Annotated in this window: 12 protein-coding genes; all 12 read right to left on the reverse strand. The window is 66.0% G+C overall.

The window, feature by feature from the left end; all coding sequences use genetic code 11:
- Positions 1-134 precede the first annotated feature (134 nt).
- Positions 135-1,364 (reverse strand): acyl-CoA dehydrogenase family protein, encoded by a 1,230-nt coding sequence (locus AXW67_RS29885; RefSeq protein WP_063680774.1) that lies wholly within the window; start codon positions 1,362-1,364, stop codon positions 135-137.
- 27 nt (positions 1,365-1,391) lie between these two features.
- Positions 1,392-2,603, reverse strand: coding sequence for an ABC transporter substrate-binding protein (locus tag AXW67_RS29890; protein ID WP_063680775.1), 1,212 nt, complete (start codon positions 2,601-2,603; stop codon positions 1,392-1,394).
- Between the two features lie 117 nt (positions 2,604-2,720).
- Complete coding sequence (locus AXW67_RS29895) at positions 2,721-2,945, reverse strand: LapA family protein (RefSeq protein WP_063680776.1); 225 nt, start codon at positions 2,943-2,945, stop codon at positions 2,721-2,723.
- A 19-nt stretch (positions 2,946-2,964) separates the two neighbouring features.
- Positions 2,965-3,540 (reverse strand): HdeD family acid-resistance protein, encoded by a 576-nt coding sequence (locus tag AXW67_RS29900; RefSeq protein WP_063680777.1) that lies wholly within the window; start codon positions 3,538-3,540, stop codon positions 2,965-2,967.
- 129 nt (positions 3,541-3,669) lie between these two features.
- Positions 3,670-5,193 carry an FAD-dependent oxidoreductase gene (locus tag AXW67_RS29905; RefSeq protein ID WP_063680778.1) on the reverse strand — a complete coding sequence of 508 codons (1,524 nt, stop codon included), beginning with the start codon at positions 5,191-5,193 and terminating at the stop codon, positions 3,670-3,672.
- A 30-nt stretch (positions 5,194-5,223) separates the two neighbouring features.
- Positions 5,224-5,850 carry a GTP cyclohydrolase I FolE gene (folE, locus tag AXW67_RS29910; RefSeq protein WP_063680779.1) on the reverse strand — a complete coding sequence of 209 codons (627 nt, stop codon included), beginning with the start codon at positions 5,848-5,850 and terminating at the stop codon, positions 5,224-5,226.
- 105 nt (positions 5,851-5,955) lie between these two features.
- The gene (locus tag AXW67_RS29915; RefSeq protein ID WP_063680780.1) at positions 5,956-6,858 is read right to left on the reverse strand and encodes an alpha/beta fold hydrolase; all 903 of its coding nucleotides are present in this window, start codon (positions 6,856-6,858) and stop codon (positions 5,956-5,958) included.
- A gap of 50 nt (positions 6,859-6,908) precedes the next feature.
- Entirely contained in the window at positions 6,909-7,736 is an 828-nt protein-coding gene (locus AXW67_RS29920) for an HD domain-containing protein (RefSeq protein WP_063680781.1), read from the reverse strand.
- A 422-nt stretch (positions 7,737-8,158) separates the two neighbouring features.
- The gene (locus AXW67_RS29925; protein WP_063680782.1) at positions 8,159-9,037 is read right to left on the reverse strand and encodes a transglutaminase family protein; all 879 of its coding nucleotides are present in this window, start codon (positions 9,035-9,037) and stop codon (positions 8,159-8,161) included.
- Positions 9,034-11,547: a circularly permuted type 2 ATP-grasp protein gene (locus AXW67_RS29930; protein WP_063680783.1), complete on the reverse strand. Its 2,514-nt coding sequence runs from the start codon at positions 11,545-11,547 to the stop codon at positions 9,034-9,036. Before AXW67_RS29930 ends, AXW67_RS29925 begins: the two co-directional genes overlap by 4 nt.
- 27 nt (positions 11,548-11,574) lie before the next feature.
- Positions 11,575-14,844, reverse strand: a complete 3,270-nt coding sequence (locus AXW67_RS29935; RefSeq protein WP_063680784.1) for a transglutaminase family protein — start codon at positions 14,842-14,844, stop codon at positions 11,575-11,577.
- Between the two features lie 167 nt (positions 14,845-15,011).
- Entirely contained in the window at positions 15,012-16,535 is a 1,524-nt protein-coding gene (locus tag AXW67_RS29940; RefSeq protein WP_063680785.1) for a UxaA family hydrolase, read from the reverse strand.
- Positions 16,536-16,622 lie beyond the last annotated feature (87 nt).

Below are 16,622 nucleotides of genomic sequence, written 5' to 3' on the forward strand. Positions count from 1 at the left end.
GCACATTGGAGAGGCATGCGAAGGCACATCTGTCGATGGAGGAGCCGACGCCGGACCTTGTCGCAATTTAACACAGTGGGCCAGCCGAGAAGTGGACGCGGCAGAGCGATTTCTGTCAGGGGAGGATAACGGCCCTACTCGATCACGCCGCCGCGCTTGATCAGCTCCTTGCCGACCGCGGCGAGGTGCACCTGGTCGGGGCCGTCGCCGATGCGGATGAAGCGGGCGTAGACGTACGCGCGGGCGAGGAAGGTGTCCTGCGAGACGCCGGCGGCGCCGTGGATCTGGATGGCGCGGTCGATCACCCGCGCCGCCATGCTGGGCACCACGATCTTGGCCGCAGCGATCAGGTCGCGCGCGGCCTTGTTGCCCTCGCGGTCCATCTTGTCGGCGGCCTGTAGCGTGAGCAGCCGCGCCTGCGCGATTTCGCAGAAGGAGTGGGCGATGTCCTCGCGTACCGAGCCCTGTTCGGCCAGCGGCTTGCCGAAGGCGACGCGCGAGACCGCGCGCTGGCACATCAATTCCAGTGCGCGCTGGGCGCAGCCGATCAGCCGCATGCAATGGTGGATGCGCCCGGGCCCGAGCCGGCCCTGCGCGATCTCGAAGCCGCGCCCCTCGCCGAGCAGGATGTTCTCGGCCGGCACGCGGACATTCTCATAGACGATCTCGGGATGGCCGACCGGTGCGTCGTCATAGCCGTATGTCAGCATGTCGCGCACGATGCGTACCCCTGGCGTGGCCTTCGGCACCAGGATCATGGATTGCTGGCGGTGGCGGTCGGGATGATCGGGCGCGGTCTTGCCCATCACGATCAGGATCTCGCAATCCTCGTTCATCGCGCCGGAGGTGAACCACTTGCGGCCATTGATGACGTAGTCGTCGCCGTCGCGCCGGATTTCGCATTGGATGTTGGTGGCATCGCTGGAGGCGACCTGCGGCTCGGTCATCGAGAAGCCGGAGCGGATGCGTCCCTCCAGCAGCGGCTTCAGCCAGCGCTCCTGCTGCGCTTGCGTACCGTAATGGCTAAGCACCTCCATGTTGCCGACATCGGGCGCCGAGCAGTTGAAGACCTCGGGCGCCCAGAGGATGCGGCCCATGATCTCCTTCACCGGCGCATATTCGAGATTGGTGAGCCTTGAATTGGTAAGGTCTGGGCCGCGCTCGCCCGACAGGAACAGATTCCAGAGCCCCTGCTCGCGCGCCAGCCGCTTCAGGTCCTGCAGGATCTGCGGAGTCCGGTAGCGCGCGGGCTCCGGCTTGACCTGCTCGTAATAGAGCTCCTCGACCGGCTCGACATGCTGCCGCATGAACTGGCGGACGCGCTCCTGGAGCTCCAGCGAACGTTCGGAGTGTTGAAAGTCCATGCGTCCTCCCGTTCGCTTGTCGGCGCGTCAGGTACCGCGCAACAGTTCGCTCGCCACGATCCAGTCGGTACCGTCGAACTGGAGCATATAGCCGTCCTTGATCGGGCGGAAATCCTGCGGCGTGGTATTGAGCGTGATGCCCGGCATCAGAAGCGACAGCGGCACCTTCTTCAGGTTCGCCGCCTGCGCCATGATGTTCTCGCGCGTCAGATTGTCCTTGCACTGCTTGAGCACGACCACCAGCGCCTCGGCGACGGTGTAGCCGTAGAGGCCGGCGACGTTGTTGACGTCGGCACTGGGCAGGCGCCGCTTCATGAATTCGATATAGGCCGACATCGCCGGGTCGTCCTTCGGCTCGGCCACGAACGGCTTCAGCGAGCCGAGCGAGAGCACGCCCTTGCCGGCATCCAGCCCCGCCGGCACCATGACCGTCGCCTTGTTGGCGCAGCCGCTGGCGAGGAAGCGCTGCGGCTGCCAGCCGACCTCATGGGCCTTTCGGATCGCCTGCGCGCAGGCGCGCGGCGTCACCGAATAGATCATGAAAACGTCCGCCTTGGTGTTGGCGAGCGTCAGCACCTGGGAGTCGACGGTCGGACCGGTCACCTCGAAGCTCGAGGCCATCGCAATCGCCTTGTCGGCATCCGCACCGAGCGCCTCCTTGACGCCACGCAGATATTCCTTGCCGGCGTCGTCGTTCTGATAGAGCACCGCGAACCGCGCATTCGGGTTCTTGGCGCGGGCATAGGCGACGTCGATCGCGGCCTCGCTGGTGTAGTTCGGCGCCCACGGCAGCGCCATCGACCACGGCATGTTGGCTGGATCGTTCCATTTCGAGGCCGAGCTGATCAGGAAGAGCTGCGGCACCTTGTTGCTGTTGAGATATTTCGCGATCGCCGAACTTGGCGCCGTGCCCATGGTCGCGAAGATGAAGGCGACGCCGTCGCCCTCGACCAGCCGCCGTGCTGCTTCCATGGTCTTGGGCGGCGAGAACGCATCGTCGAGCGAGAGCAGGTTGAGCTTGCGGCCGTTGACGCCGCCCTTCTCGTTGACCTCGTCGAAATAGGCCGCGATGACCTTGCCGGTGATGCTGAGCGGCGACGCCGGCCCGCTATAGGGCATGGTGTTGCCGATCTTGATCTCGGTGTCGCTGACCCCGGGACCATAGGATTTTTGCGCGGAAACGGGCGTGGACAAACTGACGGCAGCAAGCGCTGCGGCCACGGCCAAAGCGGCTTTCATGGTTTCTCCCCAGTGGTCTATCGCTCGCGCGACGCAGCGAATGCGCGGCGTGCTGCCTTTTGTCAGCGCGTCAGCTCACCGGAGTTCCACAAAACGGTCTTGCGTCGAGTTGCTGGTCTACCCGACACCTCGCTTCGAGCCGGCATAGGAGCGCCGCAGCAAGGCAAACAGGCTGCCGCCCGTCGCGGCGCCGAGCAGGTAGACCACCAGGGTCTGGACCGCGAGCGGCAGGCTGAGGTTCAGCCGAAAGAAGGAGATCGTCACCGTCTCGAAATTCTGCGCGGCGAAGAGCACCGTCGCCGCAGCGAACAGCACGATGACGGCGAGATGAAACCAGCGCATGACGATGCCCCTCCGGGGCCTAATGGCGGTGCCGCAGACTGAAGCCCAGGCTGACCCAGCCGGCGCCCGCCATGATCAGGTCGATGCCGAGGAACAGGCCGAGGATGTAGACGCTGTTCACCGGCCAGCGCGCCAGGATCAGTAACCCGAGCAGCAGCGTGATGACGGCCGACAGCGCCACCCAGACCCAGGGGCTTTCGCGCTTCATGCTGAAGGCGAGAAACAGCCTGATGGCGCCCGAGGCGATCAGCGACGCGCCCAGGAAGAGCGTCAGCAGCACCGCGGCGAACAGCGGATTCTCGAAGGTCAGGAAGCCCGCGATGACATAGAGCACGCCGAGCAGGGCCCAGATCAAAAACTTGCCCCAGCTCTTCATCTGAAACGCGCCGATCACCTCGGTCACGCCGGCGACGATCATCATCACGCCGACGATGAGCACACTCGCCACCGTCGCCATCACCACGCTGCCGAGCGCGATGAAGCCGGCGATGAGATAGACGACGCCGAGGGCGACGATCCATCCCCATTTGCCGTGCAGCGCGGCAATGCCGGTGCCCAAGCCCAGATTCTGAGGCGTATCCGAAGCAGTTGTCATGACGGCCACTCCCGCACATGCGAAGCCCGGAGGCAGGCGCCAGGATAGCACGGGCCACGCCGGGACAATAGCCAGCAGAACAGCCCTCGGCCGCGCCGACCTTGACGCAAATCAAGACTAAATGGCGCACTACGTACGCGCCCGCTCCATCTCGAGCTCGGCCTTCAGACTGTCGAGATCGCGATAAATTGAAGCGACCGCCAGCACGCGGCCGCCCTTGCGGTACTTCAACAGGCAGTCCTTTCCGGCGATGCTGCCATCGACCAGGATGTCGTCAAAGCTTTCGGCGTGACCGACATAGTTGATCGGCACATCATAGTGCTGGGACCAGAAGAACGGCACGGCGTCGAACCGCTCGCGCCGGCCCAGCATGTTGCGCGCCGCAGTCTGGCCCTGGCGCTCGGCGACGACCCAATGCTCGACGCGGATGCTCTGGCCCGAATGTGGATCAGGCCAGCGCGCGATGTCACCGGCGGCGAAGATGCCGGACGCGCTGGTTTCGAGATAGGCGTCCACCGTCAGGCCACGATCGATCGCAAGGCCCGCCTGCTCGGCAAGGCCGAGGCGAGGCCTCACGCCAACACCGGTCACGACGAGGTCCGCCTCGATGACGCCGCCGCTCTTCAGCGTCGCACGCGCGCCGTCCAATCGCACCACCGTATCCTTGAGGTGGAAATTGACGCCGTTCTCCTCATGCAGCGCACGGACGAAATCGCCCATCTCGGGTCCGAGAATGCGTTCCATCGGCCGCTCCTCCGGCGCGACCACATGGACCTCGAGCTTGCGCGCCAGCAAGGAGGCGGCGACCTCGAGGCCGATGAAGCTGGCGCCGATCACCAGCGCGCGTCTGGCGCCGCCGGCGGCCTTGATGATGGCGCGGCTGTCGGCAACGGAACGCAACGTGTGGATGTGCGGCTGGTCGGCGCCCGGGATCTGCAAGGTCACGGGCTCGGCGCCGGTTGCCAGCAGGAGCCGGTCGAACGGGAGCTTGTCGCCATTGCCCAGCGTTACGCTGTGCGCCTTCGGATCGATCGCGGCAACGGCGGTGTTGAGGCGGAGGTCGATCCAGGCATCCCGGTAGTAGTCCTCAGGCCGAAGCGGCAGCCAGTCCTCCGGTGCATTGCCGGCGAGATAGTCCTTGGACAGGTTCGGCCGGTCGACCGGCGTCGCGCCATCATGGCTGAGCATGGTGATGGCGCCGGCAAATCCCTCGCGCCGGAGCATCTCGGCCGCGGCAAATCCGGCAGCACCGCCACCGACGATGACGAACCTGTCTGGCGTCGGCGCCGCCAGATGCGGGGCGGCAGGCGTCGGCACCGCGCGCTTGCGGTGCACCACGATCCTCTCTTGCTTGCGCTCGACCTCCCAAACGGCCAGCGCATTGAGCGCCGGCGCGCGAACCGCCTCGCCGGTCCGCAAGGAGAAGCAGGCATGATGCCAGGGACAACGGATGGTGTCGTCAACCACCAGCCCGTCTGCGAGCGGACCATGATAGTGACTGCAACTGGGCTCAATCGCGACCACCTCCGCGCCGAGGTGCACCAGCAACACATCTTCGTCGCCGACATGGCCGAGCAACTTGCCGTCCTTGAAGTCGGTCGGCAAGACGCCTCGCGTCAGATCGGGCCCGCTCGGTTTTTTCTCCTCGGTCATGGCGTCGTCTCCTTGCTATCGCCACGCGGATCACGCGTCCGAATTGGCCAGTCCCAGCAATTCCTGGCGTGTCAGCGCATTGTCGCGGAACACACCCAGCATGCGGCTGGTGACGAGATCGGTCCCGGGCTTGTGCGCACCACGGGTGGTCATGCAGTGATGCGTCGCCTTGATGATGACGCCGACGCCTTCTGGCTTCAGCACATCGTTGATCGTATTGGCGATCTGCGCCGTCATCTTCTCCTGGATCTGGAGGCGCTTGGCATAAATATCCACCACCCGCGCGAGCTTGGAGATTCCGACCACGCGCCCTTGCGGGATATAGGCGACCCAGGCGCGGCCTACGATCGGCGCCATGTGGTGCTCGCAATGGCTCTCGAAGCGAACGCCGCGCAGGACGATCATCTCGTCATAGCCTTCGATCTCCTCGAAGGTCTTTTGCAGGATGTCCGTCGGATCCAGCGCATAGCCGGAATAATACTCCTCGAAGGCGCGAGCGACCCGATCGGGCGTTTCGCGCAGACCGTCGCGCGCGGGATCATCACCTGCCCAGCGGATCATGGTCTGAACCGCTTGCTCGACCTCCGCCCGGCTCGGCCGTTCGCTTGGCATCTGCGCCACCGCGACACGCTCCAACCTGCGCGCTTGTGAACCCATAAATAGCCTCCGTCTGACGAGCCGCAGACATCTGCGGTCCTTCAGCTTGGACGGCTGCAATCGGAAAAGGTTCCCGGGATGGCGAAAAATCGGAAGGCCGGCTGACTAGGCGGCCGAGCGTTCCGCCGCTTCCCGCACGTCCAGCACGGCCTGCGCCCATTCGGTTGGCCGCTCCTGCGGCAGATTGTGGCCGGCGCCGGCGAACACGCGGTGCTCGAAAAAGCCTTCGAACTTGCGCGCATGATGTGCGGTGCCGGGGTTGACGCCGTCGCTGTCACCGTCGATCGCGATCGTCGGCACGCAAATCGGCGGCTGGCTTGCAAGCGTCGCCTCGATCCCGGCGTAGGCGGGATCGCCCGCGACCAGCGCATAGCGGTGGCGGTAGGAATGGATCACGACGTCGACGAAATCGGGATTGTCGAAGGATGCGGCGCTCCGCTCGAAGATCGCATCGTCGAACGCCCATCTCGGCGACCACATCGACCAGAGCTGACGCGCAAAGCCGCGCCGGTTGCGCTCCAGCGCCCGGCGTCCGCGCTCGTTATGAAAAAGATATTGATACCAGAGCGCCGCCTCCTCCGGCGGCGAAGCGGGCTCCATCGAACGCGCGATGTTCTGGATGTTGTAGGAATTGCCGGAGACGAGCCCGATGACTCGCTCCGGATGCAGCACGGATACCACGCAGGCCGCGCGACCGCCCCAGTCGTAGCCGCCGACCACGGCGCGCGCGACCCCGAGCGCATCCATGAAGGCGAGCAGATCTGCGCCCAGCGCCGCCTGCTCGCCCGAGCGCAGCGTCGTGGCAGTGCGGAAACGTGTCGGGCCGTAGCCGCGCAAATACGGCACCAGCACGCGCGCGCCCGCTTGCGCGATCAGCGGCGCGGCTTCGGCATAGGCATGAACGTCGTAGGGGAAGCCGTGGCCCAGGATGCAGGGCCAGCCATCCGGCGGACCGTTTTCGAGATAGGCGATGTCGAGAACGTCGGTGATGACGGACTTTTGTTGCATCACGCACTCACGGATTTGCCCGGTGCCGTGGCCCATCCAGGCTACGGCATCTACTTCTGCGGCCCCGACAGGGAGATGTCGCGTTCGGCGCGGAAGACGTTGCTGTAGAGATTGGCGATCCACTGCCGGCCGATCTCGGTCTTGTTGAGGTAGCCGATCTCGGTCTGGATGTGCGGCGCGACGCTGTTCCAATAGAACTGTGGATAGCGGTTCACGATGTCGGCGGGCGAGTCGTAGCCGAGCTGGCGATTGATGCCGACCTCCTCGAACTCGTAATAGAGCGCATTGGCCTTGCGCAGATAGTTGGGATCGCCGAGTTGCCCGATGAAGTCGGCGGCGCGCAGGATCGAGGCGTCCTCGTCATACTCCTGGCCCTCGCGGGCCGGGAAGCGCGTCCCCTCGATGGCGCGGGCGACGCGCTCGCTGTCGATGCCACGGATCGGCGGCAGCCGCCGCCTCACAAAAAGCTTCGACCGATCAACATGATACATCATGAGACTGGCATCCGATGCTCCGCGCGGCAGTGACACCTTGGTGCCGGCCTCATCGATCAGAAAACCGTCTTCGTCATCCTCCGGGAACAGGCCGCGCACGTAACCGATGTCATGCGCAAGGCAGGCGATGAGGACGTGGATGTAGTCCTCCGCCGAAAGGTGCGTGTGGAGATTGCGTCCCATCAGGATCGCCTGGCCCGCCAGCGTCACCAGCATCGTATGCTCGATGTTGTGGTAGAGCGCGTCGCTGTTGCCGATGCATTCCAGCGCCGTGCGCGTCGAGCCCTCCAGCACCCTGGCATAGGACTCGTCGAACCGGCGGCGCATGAACGAGCCCAGCAACTTCTCCAGGGTCTCGGCCGCCAGTCTCGGTAACGTCATCATGGATGCAGCCCCGTTGTCGGTGGTGTCCCACGCCAACTCCCGACGTCTCGTCTTCCCGTCCGCGACGCGAGGACTAGCATAGCCCATCTCGGGGCGGCTCGCCAAATTCGGGGACGAAATTACGAAAATATGTTTATTGCTTTGCCGCGCAACGTTGCGTCAGCGGTCGCGGCCCAGCGCGCTTGGAACGAGCGAGCGGACCGGCCCGACGGTGGACGACGACAACGAAAATCCGCTTGATCGGATTAGGGTTGCAGAAGCCCGTTGCCCGTGCGAACGCCTGCACGGTTTTGCGGACGGCGGCGTCAATTCCACCGCGCGATCCCATCGCGGTGCAGCGTTAAAAGGCGCTTAATGAACAGCGGTCGTCGCGCGCGGCAAATCCCAAGCCAAATCTCCACCGCAGGACGGTGAACGCACCGTCACTCCACCAGCAATACGTCCACAGCCACGCCCAGCTTCTGCTTGGGCGAGCCGACGATAATGCCGTCGACCGGCGAGACGTCGGAGAAGTCACGGCCGACCGCGAGCACGATGTGATCGCTCGCGACCAGGAGATCATTGGTCGGATCGAAATCGACCCAGCCAAGCTCCGCTCCGCACCACAGCGACACCCAGGCGTGCGTGGCGTCCGCGCCTTGCAGGCGCGGCTGCCCCGGCGGCGGAATGGTACGCAAATAGCCGCTGACATAGGCTGCAGGCAGGCCAAGCCCGCGAAGGCCGGCAATCATCACATGGGCAAAATCCTGACAGACACCGTGGCGCTTGTCGAAGACTTCGTTGAGCGGTGTCGAGATCACGGTCGCCTTCGGGTCGTAGCGAAACTGGTTGCGGATTCGATGCATCAGATCGACCGCGCCTGCGAGGATACTCGTATCAGGCGCGAAGCTCTCTGCAGCATAGGCACTGACGGGACGCAAAATAGGCACCAGCGGGCTGGCAAAGACATAGCCGACGGGCGAGGACGGCCCGAGGCTCGTCGCCTCGAAGGCTATGTCGCGGATGCTTTCCCAGGACGGGCTCGAAGCATCGCGCGCCGGCGGCTGGCGCGACACCGAGACGCGCGAGCGGGAGTCGATCCGCAGGTTTCGGTGCGAGGCTTCGATCACGACGCTCTCGGTCAGCGTGCCGAAGAAATCGCGTCGCGCGTTGCGCTCTGACGGACGCGGACGGATCTCGAGACTGTGCGAGATCAACTCCTGGCCGTGACCGCTCTTCGGCTCCAGCCGCAGCGTGCAGCGCGCGAAGCTGACCGCACTCTCATACTCATAGGTGGTGACGTGGCGGATGTCGTAGATCACGCCAGCCCCGTGAGCTTTTCCGGCCGGCTGGCATTGGGACCGTGCGGGAAATAATGCTGCCCAATTGCGTCGGCGAGCTTGAGCAGGTCCTGTTCCAGCGAGAACAGGGTCTTGACCTCGAGCTTCTCGGCCTCGGCGGTCGCGAGCATCGCCTGCACCGCGACGGCAAGCCGCTGCGGCTTCTCGATCATGCCGTACTCCCGCAGGCTTGGCAGCGCCGCGATGTGCTCGTTCAGCGTCGCGACCTGGAAGGCAACCGAGCGAGGATTGTAGGTATCGAGCACAGCGAGGTCGCGCACGGGTGCGAGCACCGGTGCCAGCAGATAGCGCGAGCGGTACGTGATCTGGCAATCGACCAGCGTCAGCAGGATATCGAGGTCTTCGTCGCCGGCCTCGTCAAAGGCGAACTGCCGCGCGAAGCGCGTGGTGTTGATGGCGCGCTCGGCCCGGCGACCGATATCGAGGAAGCGCCAACCGGCGGCGCGGTTCATGTTCTCCTGCGCAAGGCCGGCAAAGCTCGCAAGCTCCTGCAGGGTCAGTTCGGCAGCGCTCAGCACGCTGTCGTCATCCTCGACCTCGTAGGCGAGCCGCTCGGCCATCTCGGTGATGACCTGCCAGGCATCGGGCGACAGCCGCTCGCGCAGGGAGGTGGCGGTGCGCTGCGCCGCGCGCACCAGCGACAGCGCCGAGCCGAAGCGTTCCGCGCTCTGCAGCGCTTCGGCCACGATGCGTCCGGGCGCCGCGCGCGACGTCTGCGAGATCGCGCCCCAGGCCACCAGCAGACGCTGGATGCGCTCGGCCGACTGCATCGTGGCCGAAGTGCCCTTGTTGGGCCCGCTCGGCGAGCCCAGAGCGCGCACCAGCCGCAGCGTGGCCTCGGCGCGTTCGAGATAGCGGCCGAGCCAGAACAGATTGTCGGCGGCACGGCTCGGCAGCACGCCGGCGATGCGACGGATCCGCACCTTGTCGGTCGCGGGCAGCAGCGTTGCGGCCGGGACCTGCTGCTCGGACACGACCCAGACGTCGGCGGCACGCGCGCCGTCACCCATCGACACCGCGCGTGCATCCGCCCGCTCGGCGATCCGGCAGAAGCCGCCGGGCATGATTGTCCAGCCGTCGGCAGTGGCCGCCGCGAACACGCGCAAGACGAAGGGACGCGGCGTAATCTGGCCGTGCTCCCACACCGGCATGGTCGAGAGCCGCACCACCTCCTGGCCGACATAGTCCATGCCGCGCGCGGTGATGGCGTCGACCAGGCGTTGGCGCCCGCTTGCGTCGAGCTCGCTCGCGAGCACCGGGCCGCGGCTTTCGAATCCGGGAACGCCGCGCCGGTAGGCGCCTTCGATCGCGACCTCGTCGAGCCGCGACAGGACCTCATCGCGCGCCCCACGCTGGCCGCACCACCAGGTCGCGATATGCGGCATCTTCAGCTCTTCGCGGAGCAGGCGGCGGCTCAGCGCCGGCAGGAAGCCGAGCAGCGCGCGCGCCTCCAGGACGCCGGAGCCCGGCATGTTGGCGACGACGACGCCGTCCTTGCGGAGCACGTCGATCAGGCCAGGCACGCCGAGATGCGAGGACGCATCGAGCTCGAGCGGATCGAGCGAGTTGGAATCGACCCGGCGCAGCAGCACGTCGAGCCGCTTCAGCCCTGCGACGGTGCGGATGTGGACGCGGTTGTCGCTGACGGCGAGATCGTCGCCTTCGACCAGGAGGAAGCCGAGATAGCGCGCAAGCGTGGCGTGCTCGAAATAGGTCTCGCTGAAGCTGCCGGGCGTCAGCACGCCGATGCGCGGCTCGTCGCGATCGGCGCTGGCGCGGAGACTGTCCCGGAACGCTTCGAAGAACGGCGCGACGCGCGGCACGTTCATCGATTTGTAGAGATCGGAAAAGGCGCGCGAGAGCACCAGGCGGTTCTCCAGCGCATAGCCCGCGCCGGACGGCGCCTGGGTGCGGTCGCCGAGCACCCACCAGCGGCCATCGGGCCCGCGGCCGACATCGGCGGCATAGATCGAGAGGTATCGTCCGCCGGGCGGCGGCACGCCGCAGACCGGGCGCAGATATTCGGGGCTGCCGGCGATGGCGGCAGCCGGGAGTGCGCCTTCGGCAACCAGCCGGCCCTCGCCGTAGATGTCCCGGAGCACCAACTCCAGAAGCTCTGCGCGCTGCTTGATGCCGGCCGAGAGCTGCTGCCAGTCGGCCTCGTCGATCAAAAGCGGCAGGTGACTGAGCGACCAGGGCCGGTCGGCGCTGTCGCCGGGCGCGCGATAGGTGACGCCGGCCTCGCGCAGGTGGCGATCGGCCATGCCAAAGCGGCGCTCGATCTCGTCGGGCGCCAGTGCCCCGAAGGCGTCGAAGAAGCGGCTCCAGACCGCACACGGGGCGCCGTCCGGCCGGAGAAACTCGTCGGGGATGCCGGGCAGCCGGCTATAGTCGCGCACCCATTGCGCCAGCCGGCGCTGGCCGGGCGCCCTGCCCGTCTCGCCAGTCCCGTCGGTCGCGCCCTCGCCCATGCGCCTCTCCTTGCCCCGTTCCCATACTCATTGCAGGAGCGGCGTTCGCAAGTCGAGGGTCAGCGGAAACTCATTTGTGCGTTCCTCCGGCGGCGGCTGGACCGGGCCCGGCGTATGGCCGTGATCCTGAAAGCGCGCCAGCCGGCGCGCCTCCGCCTCGTAGGTGTTGACGGGCTTGGTGTCGTAGCTGCGCCCGCCGGGATGGGCGACGTGATAGACGCAGCCGCCGAGCGAGCGGCCGTTCCAGGTGTCGATCAGGTCGAATGTCAGCGGGGCGTGGACGGGAATGGTCGGGTGCAGGCCGGAGGCCGGCTGCCAGGCCTTGAAGCGGACGCCGGCCACGGCCTCGCCCGAGCGGCCGGTCGAGGTCATCGGCAGGCGGCGGCCGTTGCAGGTCACGATGTGGCGTCCTTCGACGAAACCTTCCGCCTTCACCTGAAGCCGCTCAACCGAACTATCAACATAGCGCACCGTGCCGCCGGCCGAGCCCTCCTCGCCCAAGACGTGCCAGGGCTCCAGCGCCTGGCGCAATTCCAACGTCACGCCGCCATGATGAACGCGGCCGAAGACGGGGAAGCGGAATTCGAGCTGGGCGAGATACCATTCGGGCTCAAAGGGATAGCCGGATTGCTTCAACTCAGAAAGCACATCAAGAAAGTCCAGCCAAATGAAGTGAGGCAGCATGAAGCGGTCGGCCAGCGCCGTTCCCCAGCGAACGAACTTGCCGCCTTGCGGCTCGCGCCAGAGCTTTGCGATCAGCGCGCGGATCAGGAGTTGCTGCGCCAGCGACATGCGCGGATCGGGCGGCATTTCGAGCGCGCGGAATTCGACGAGGCCGAGGCGCCCCGTCGGCCCCTCCGGCGAATAGAGCTTGTCGATGCAGATCTCGGCGCGATGGGTATTGCCGGTGATGTCGACAAGCAGATGCCGGAACAGCCGGTCCACCAGCCACAGCGGCGCCTGGTAGCCGGGCGGCGGCACGTGCGAGAGCGCGATCTCGAGCTCATAGATGCCGTCGTGCCGCGCCTCGTCGATGCGCGGCGCCTGACTGGTCGGGCCGATGAAGAGGCCCGAGAAGAAATAGGACAGCGACGGATGCCGCTGCCAATACAGCACCAGGCTCTTCAAGAGATCAGGCCGCCGCAGGAACGGCGAATCCTGCGGACTGGAGCCGCCGACCACGACGTGATTGCCGCCACCAGTGCCGGTGTGCCGGCCGTCGATCAGGAAGCGATTGGCGCCGAGCCGCACCTTCGCAGCATCCTCGTAAAGGCCCGAGGTGATGTCGACCGCCTCGCGCCAGTTCTTCGCCGGCTGGATGTTGATCTCGATCACGCCTGGATCGGGCGTCACCTTGATCACCTCGATGCGCGGGTCGAATGGCGGCGGGTAGCCTTCGACATGCACCGGAAGCTGCATCTCCTCGGCGGTGTCTTCGAGCGCTGCGATCAGCTCGAGATAATCCTCGACGCGCTCGACCGGCGGCATGAAGGCGCAGAGCACGCCGTCGCGGATCTCCACCGCCATCGCGGTGCGCACGGGGATCGTCGTGTTGAGATAGTCGGGCGCAGCGCTTGGCGGCGACGGCGGGCGCGCCATGCGGCTGAACACCGGCAGCTTGCCGCGCGGCTCCATCGGGTCCTGCTCGACGATGTAGGGATATTGGTTGGGCGGGACATGGCCGAGCGAGCCCATCGGCAGCCGCAGGCCGAGCGGAGAATCGCCCGGCGACAGGAAGAGATGGCTGCGCCGCAATTGCCAGCGCTCGCTGCGCCAGCGCGGCGGCGCGTTCCAGCGCTGGATCGGCAGCACGAAGCCGCGCGGCGTGCCCACGCCCTGGTCGAACACGCGCGCCATCCGTGCCCGCGCTTCCGGGTCGGACAGTTTGGAGTCGGACGGATCGACGTTGACGGGAAGATTGGCCTCCTTCTGAAGCCAGTACGACGGGTCCTCATAGGCCGGCATGATGTAGCCGAGATCGAGCCCGAGCCGCGCCGCCGTACCTTCCATGAAGGCCTCGGCGTCCCTGACCTCCGGTCGCCGCGGATTTTCGATCCTGGCGATGAGGTCGGCGTTCTTCCAGATCGGCACGCCGTCCTTGCGCCAGTGGATACCAAAAGCCCAGCGCGGCAGGCTTTCGCCGGGGTACCATTTGCCCTGGCCGTAATGCAGCAGGCCGCCCGGCGCGAAGCGCGCGCGCAGGCGGCGGATCAGGTCGTCAGCGAGCGTGCGCTTGGTGGGACCGACCGCCTCCGTATTCCACTCGCCCGCTTCGAGATCATCGACCGAGACGAAGGTCGGCTCGCCGCCCATGGTGAGCCGAACGTCCTGGGCGGCAAGATCGCCATCGACCTGCTCGCCGAGATCGTTGAGCCGCGCCCAGGCGTCATCGGAAAACGGCTTGGTGATACGCGGCGCCTCGCGGATGCGCCGGACGCTCATCTCGAAGGCGAACTCGACCTCGGCAAAGCCGGCGCTGCCGGAGATCGGCGCGGCTGAGCGATAATGCGGCGTCGCGGCGACGGGAATGTGCCCCTCGCCCGCGAGCATGCCGGAGGTCGCGTCGAAACCGATCCAGCCGGCGCCGGGCAGATAGACCTCGGCCCAGGCGTGCAGGTCGGTAAAGTCGTTATCCACCTCCGGTGGTCCTTCGATTGGATCGATGTCGGGACGGATCTGAATGAGATAGCCGGAGACGAAGCGCGCCGCGAGGCCGAGATGGCGCAGCGTCTGGATCAGGAGCCAGGCGGAGTCGCGGCACGATCCGGCGCCGGAGGTGAGCGTCTCCTCCGGCGTCTGCACGCCCGGCTCCATGCGGATGATGTAGCGGACGCGCTTCTGCAGCTCGCGATTGAGCTCGACCAGGAAGTTGACGGTGTTGCTGGCCTCGCGCGGGATCGCCGCGAGATATCGCGCGAACTCAGGACCCGGCTCGATGGTTTCGAGATAGGGCGCAAGCTCGGTCTTCAGATCCCTCGGATAGTCGAACGGAAAACTGTCGGCATAGGGCTCGACGAAGAAGTCGAACGGGTTAATCACGGTCATCTGCGCCGTGAAGTCGACCTCGATCCTGAGCTCCGTCGTCTTCTCCGGAAAAACATAGCGCGCCAGCCAGTTGCCTTGCGGATCCTGCTGCCAGTTCACGAAATGATTGGATGGCGTGACCTTGAGCGAATAGCTCAGGACCGGCGTGCGCGTATGCGGCGCCGGCCGCAGGCGGATGGTTTGCGGGCCGAGATCGATCGGACGGTCGTATTTGTAGTGCGTGACGTGATGCAGTGCGACGTAGATCGACACGGGTTGCGGTGCTCCGGCAGCTTTTTGAGCAGAACACCGCCGGTGATCGCGATCAAGCACTAACAACGGGCAGCCGGTGCCTACGGCACAGGCGAATAGTGAGTGGCGAATGGCGAATAGCCGATAGGGACACCCCTACTCGCTACTCGCCATTCCCTATTCGCTCCTCACATCGTCGCGCCAATCACCCAGGGCGCGAACTCGGCGCCGCCGAAATCAAAGCTCTCGCTCTTGGTCGGCTGGCCCGAGGCGGTCTTGAGGATGAGATCGAAGATGCGCTGGCCGCATTGCTCGACCGTCTCGGACCCTTCGAGGATGGTGCCGCAATTGACGTCCATGTCCTCTTCCATGCGCTTGTACATGGTGCTGTTGGTCGCAAGCTTGATCGACGGCGCGGGCTTGCAGCCGAACACGCTGCCGCGGCCAGTGGTGAAGCAGACGAGGTTAGCGCCGCCGGCGACCTGTCCGGTCGCGGCGACCGGATCGTAGCCGGGCGTGTCCATGAAGACAAAGCCCTTCTTCGTCACCGGCTCGGCATAGCGCAGCACGTCGACGAGATTGGTGGTGCCGGCCTTCGCCATCGCACCGAGCGATTTCTCCAGAATGGTGGTGAGGCCGCCGGCCTTGTTACCGGGGCTCGGATTGGCGTTCATCTCGGCGCCTTCACGCTCGGTATATTCCTCCCACCAGCGCATGAGGTCGACCAGCTTCTCGCCGACCTCGCGGCTGACGGCACGGCGCGTCAGCAGATGCTCGGCGCCGTAGGTCTCGGGCGTCTCCGACAGGATCACAGTGCCGCCGTGACGCACGATCAGATCGCTGGCTGCTCCCAGCGCGGGATTGGCGGAGACGCCGGAATAGCCGTCCGAGCCGCCGCATTGCAGCGCCACGGTCAGTTCGCTCGCGGCGACCTTCTCGCGCTTGACCTTGTTGGCGTCGGCCAGTGCCTCGCGCACGAAGGCAACTCCCGCCTCCACTGTCTTGCGGGTGCCGCCGACCTCCTGGATGTCCATCGCGCGCAGGCGGCCGGCGAGCTTCTGCTCCTCCATCAGGCCGCCGATCTGGTTCACTTCGCAGCCAAGGCCCAGCACGATGACGTGGGAGAAATTGACGTGGCGCGCATAGCCGCCGAGCGTGCGGCGGAGCAGCGCCAGCGGCTCGTTCTGCGTCATGCCGCAGCCGGTCTTGTGCGTCAGCGCGACCACGCCGTCGACATTGGGGAATTCGGCCAGCGGATTTTCACCGGTGAAGGGATTCTTCTTGAAGACGTCGGCGACGAGGCCGGCGACATGCGCGCTGCAATTCACCGAGGTGAGGATGCCGATATAGTTGCGCGTCGCGACGCGGCCGTCCGGACGGCGGATGCCCTCGAAGGTCGCCGGCAGATCGAAGTTGGGCGTCGGCTTGACGTCGGCGCAATAGGCATAGTCCTTGGAGAAATCGCCCATGCCGCAATTCTGCGTGTGCACGTGCTGGCCCGGCGCGATCGGCGCGGTGGCGAAGCCGATGATCTGGCCGTAGCGCCGGACCGGCTCGCCCACCACGATCGGCTTGATCGCGACCTTATGCCCGGAGGGAATGCGATCGACCGTCACGACGCCCTCTGCCACCACCGTTCCTGGCGGCAGGCTCGCGCGCGCGATCACCACGCCATCATCGGGATGCAGGCGGATGACGGGGCTGATGGTCATGGTCGTTCTCCTTGAATCTTCGTACTTCACCTCTCCCCGTTCTTACGGGGAGAGGTCGGATCGCGCTCGGCGCCATCCGGGTGAGGG

The organism is Bradyrhizobium neotropicale, from assembly GCF_001641695.1.
Classification (GTDB): Bacteria; Pseudomonadota; Alphaproteobacteria; order Rhizobiales; family Xanthobacteraceae; genus Bradyrhizobium; species Bradyrhizobium neotropicale.

Coding starts and splice junctions, on each gene's coding strand:
- AXW67_RS29895 (WP_063680776.1), bottom strand. CDS start 2,945: ATGCGCTGGTTTCATCTCGCCGTCATCGTGCTGTTCGCTGCGGCGACG.
- AXW67_RS29915 (WP_063680780.1), bottom strand. CDS start 6,858: ATGCAACAAAAGTCCGTCATCACCGACGTTCTCGACATCGCCTATCTC.
- AXW67_RS29905 (WP_063680778.1), bottom strand. CDS start 5,193: ATGACCGAGGAGAAAAAACCGAGCGGGCCCGATCTGACGCGAGGCGTC.
- AXW67_RS29885 (WP_063680774.1), bottom strand. CDS start 1,364: ATGGACTTTCAACACTCCGAACGTTCGCTGGAGCTCCAGGAGCGCGTC.
- AXW67_RS29920 (WP_063680781.1), bottom strand. CDS start 7,736: ATGATGACGTTACCGAGACTGGCGGCCGAGACCCTGGAGAAGTTGCTG.
- AXW67_RS29900 (WP_063680777.1), bottom strand. CDS start 3,540: ATGACAACTGCTTCGGATACGCCTCAGAATCTGGGCTTGGGCACCGGC.
- AXW67_RS29940 (WP_063680785.1), bottom strand. CDS start 16,535: ATGACCATCAGCCCCGTCATCCGCCTGCATCCCGATGATGGCGTGGTG.
- AXW67_RS29890 (WP_063680775.1), bottom strand. CDS start 2,603: ATGAAAGCCGCTTTGGCCGTGGCCGCAGCGCTTGCTGCCGTCAGTTTG.
- folE (WP_063680779.1), bottom strand. CDS start 5,850: ATGGGTTCACAAGCGCGCAGGTTGGAGCGTGTCGCGGTGGCGCAGATG.
- AXW67_RS29930 (WP_063680783.1), bottom strand. CDS start 11,547: ATGGGCGAGGGCGCGACCGACGGGACTGGCGAGACGGGCAGGGCGCCC.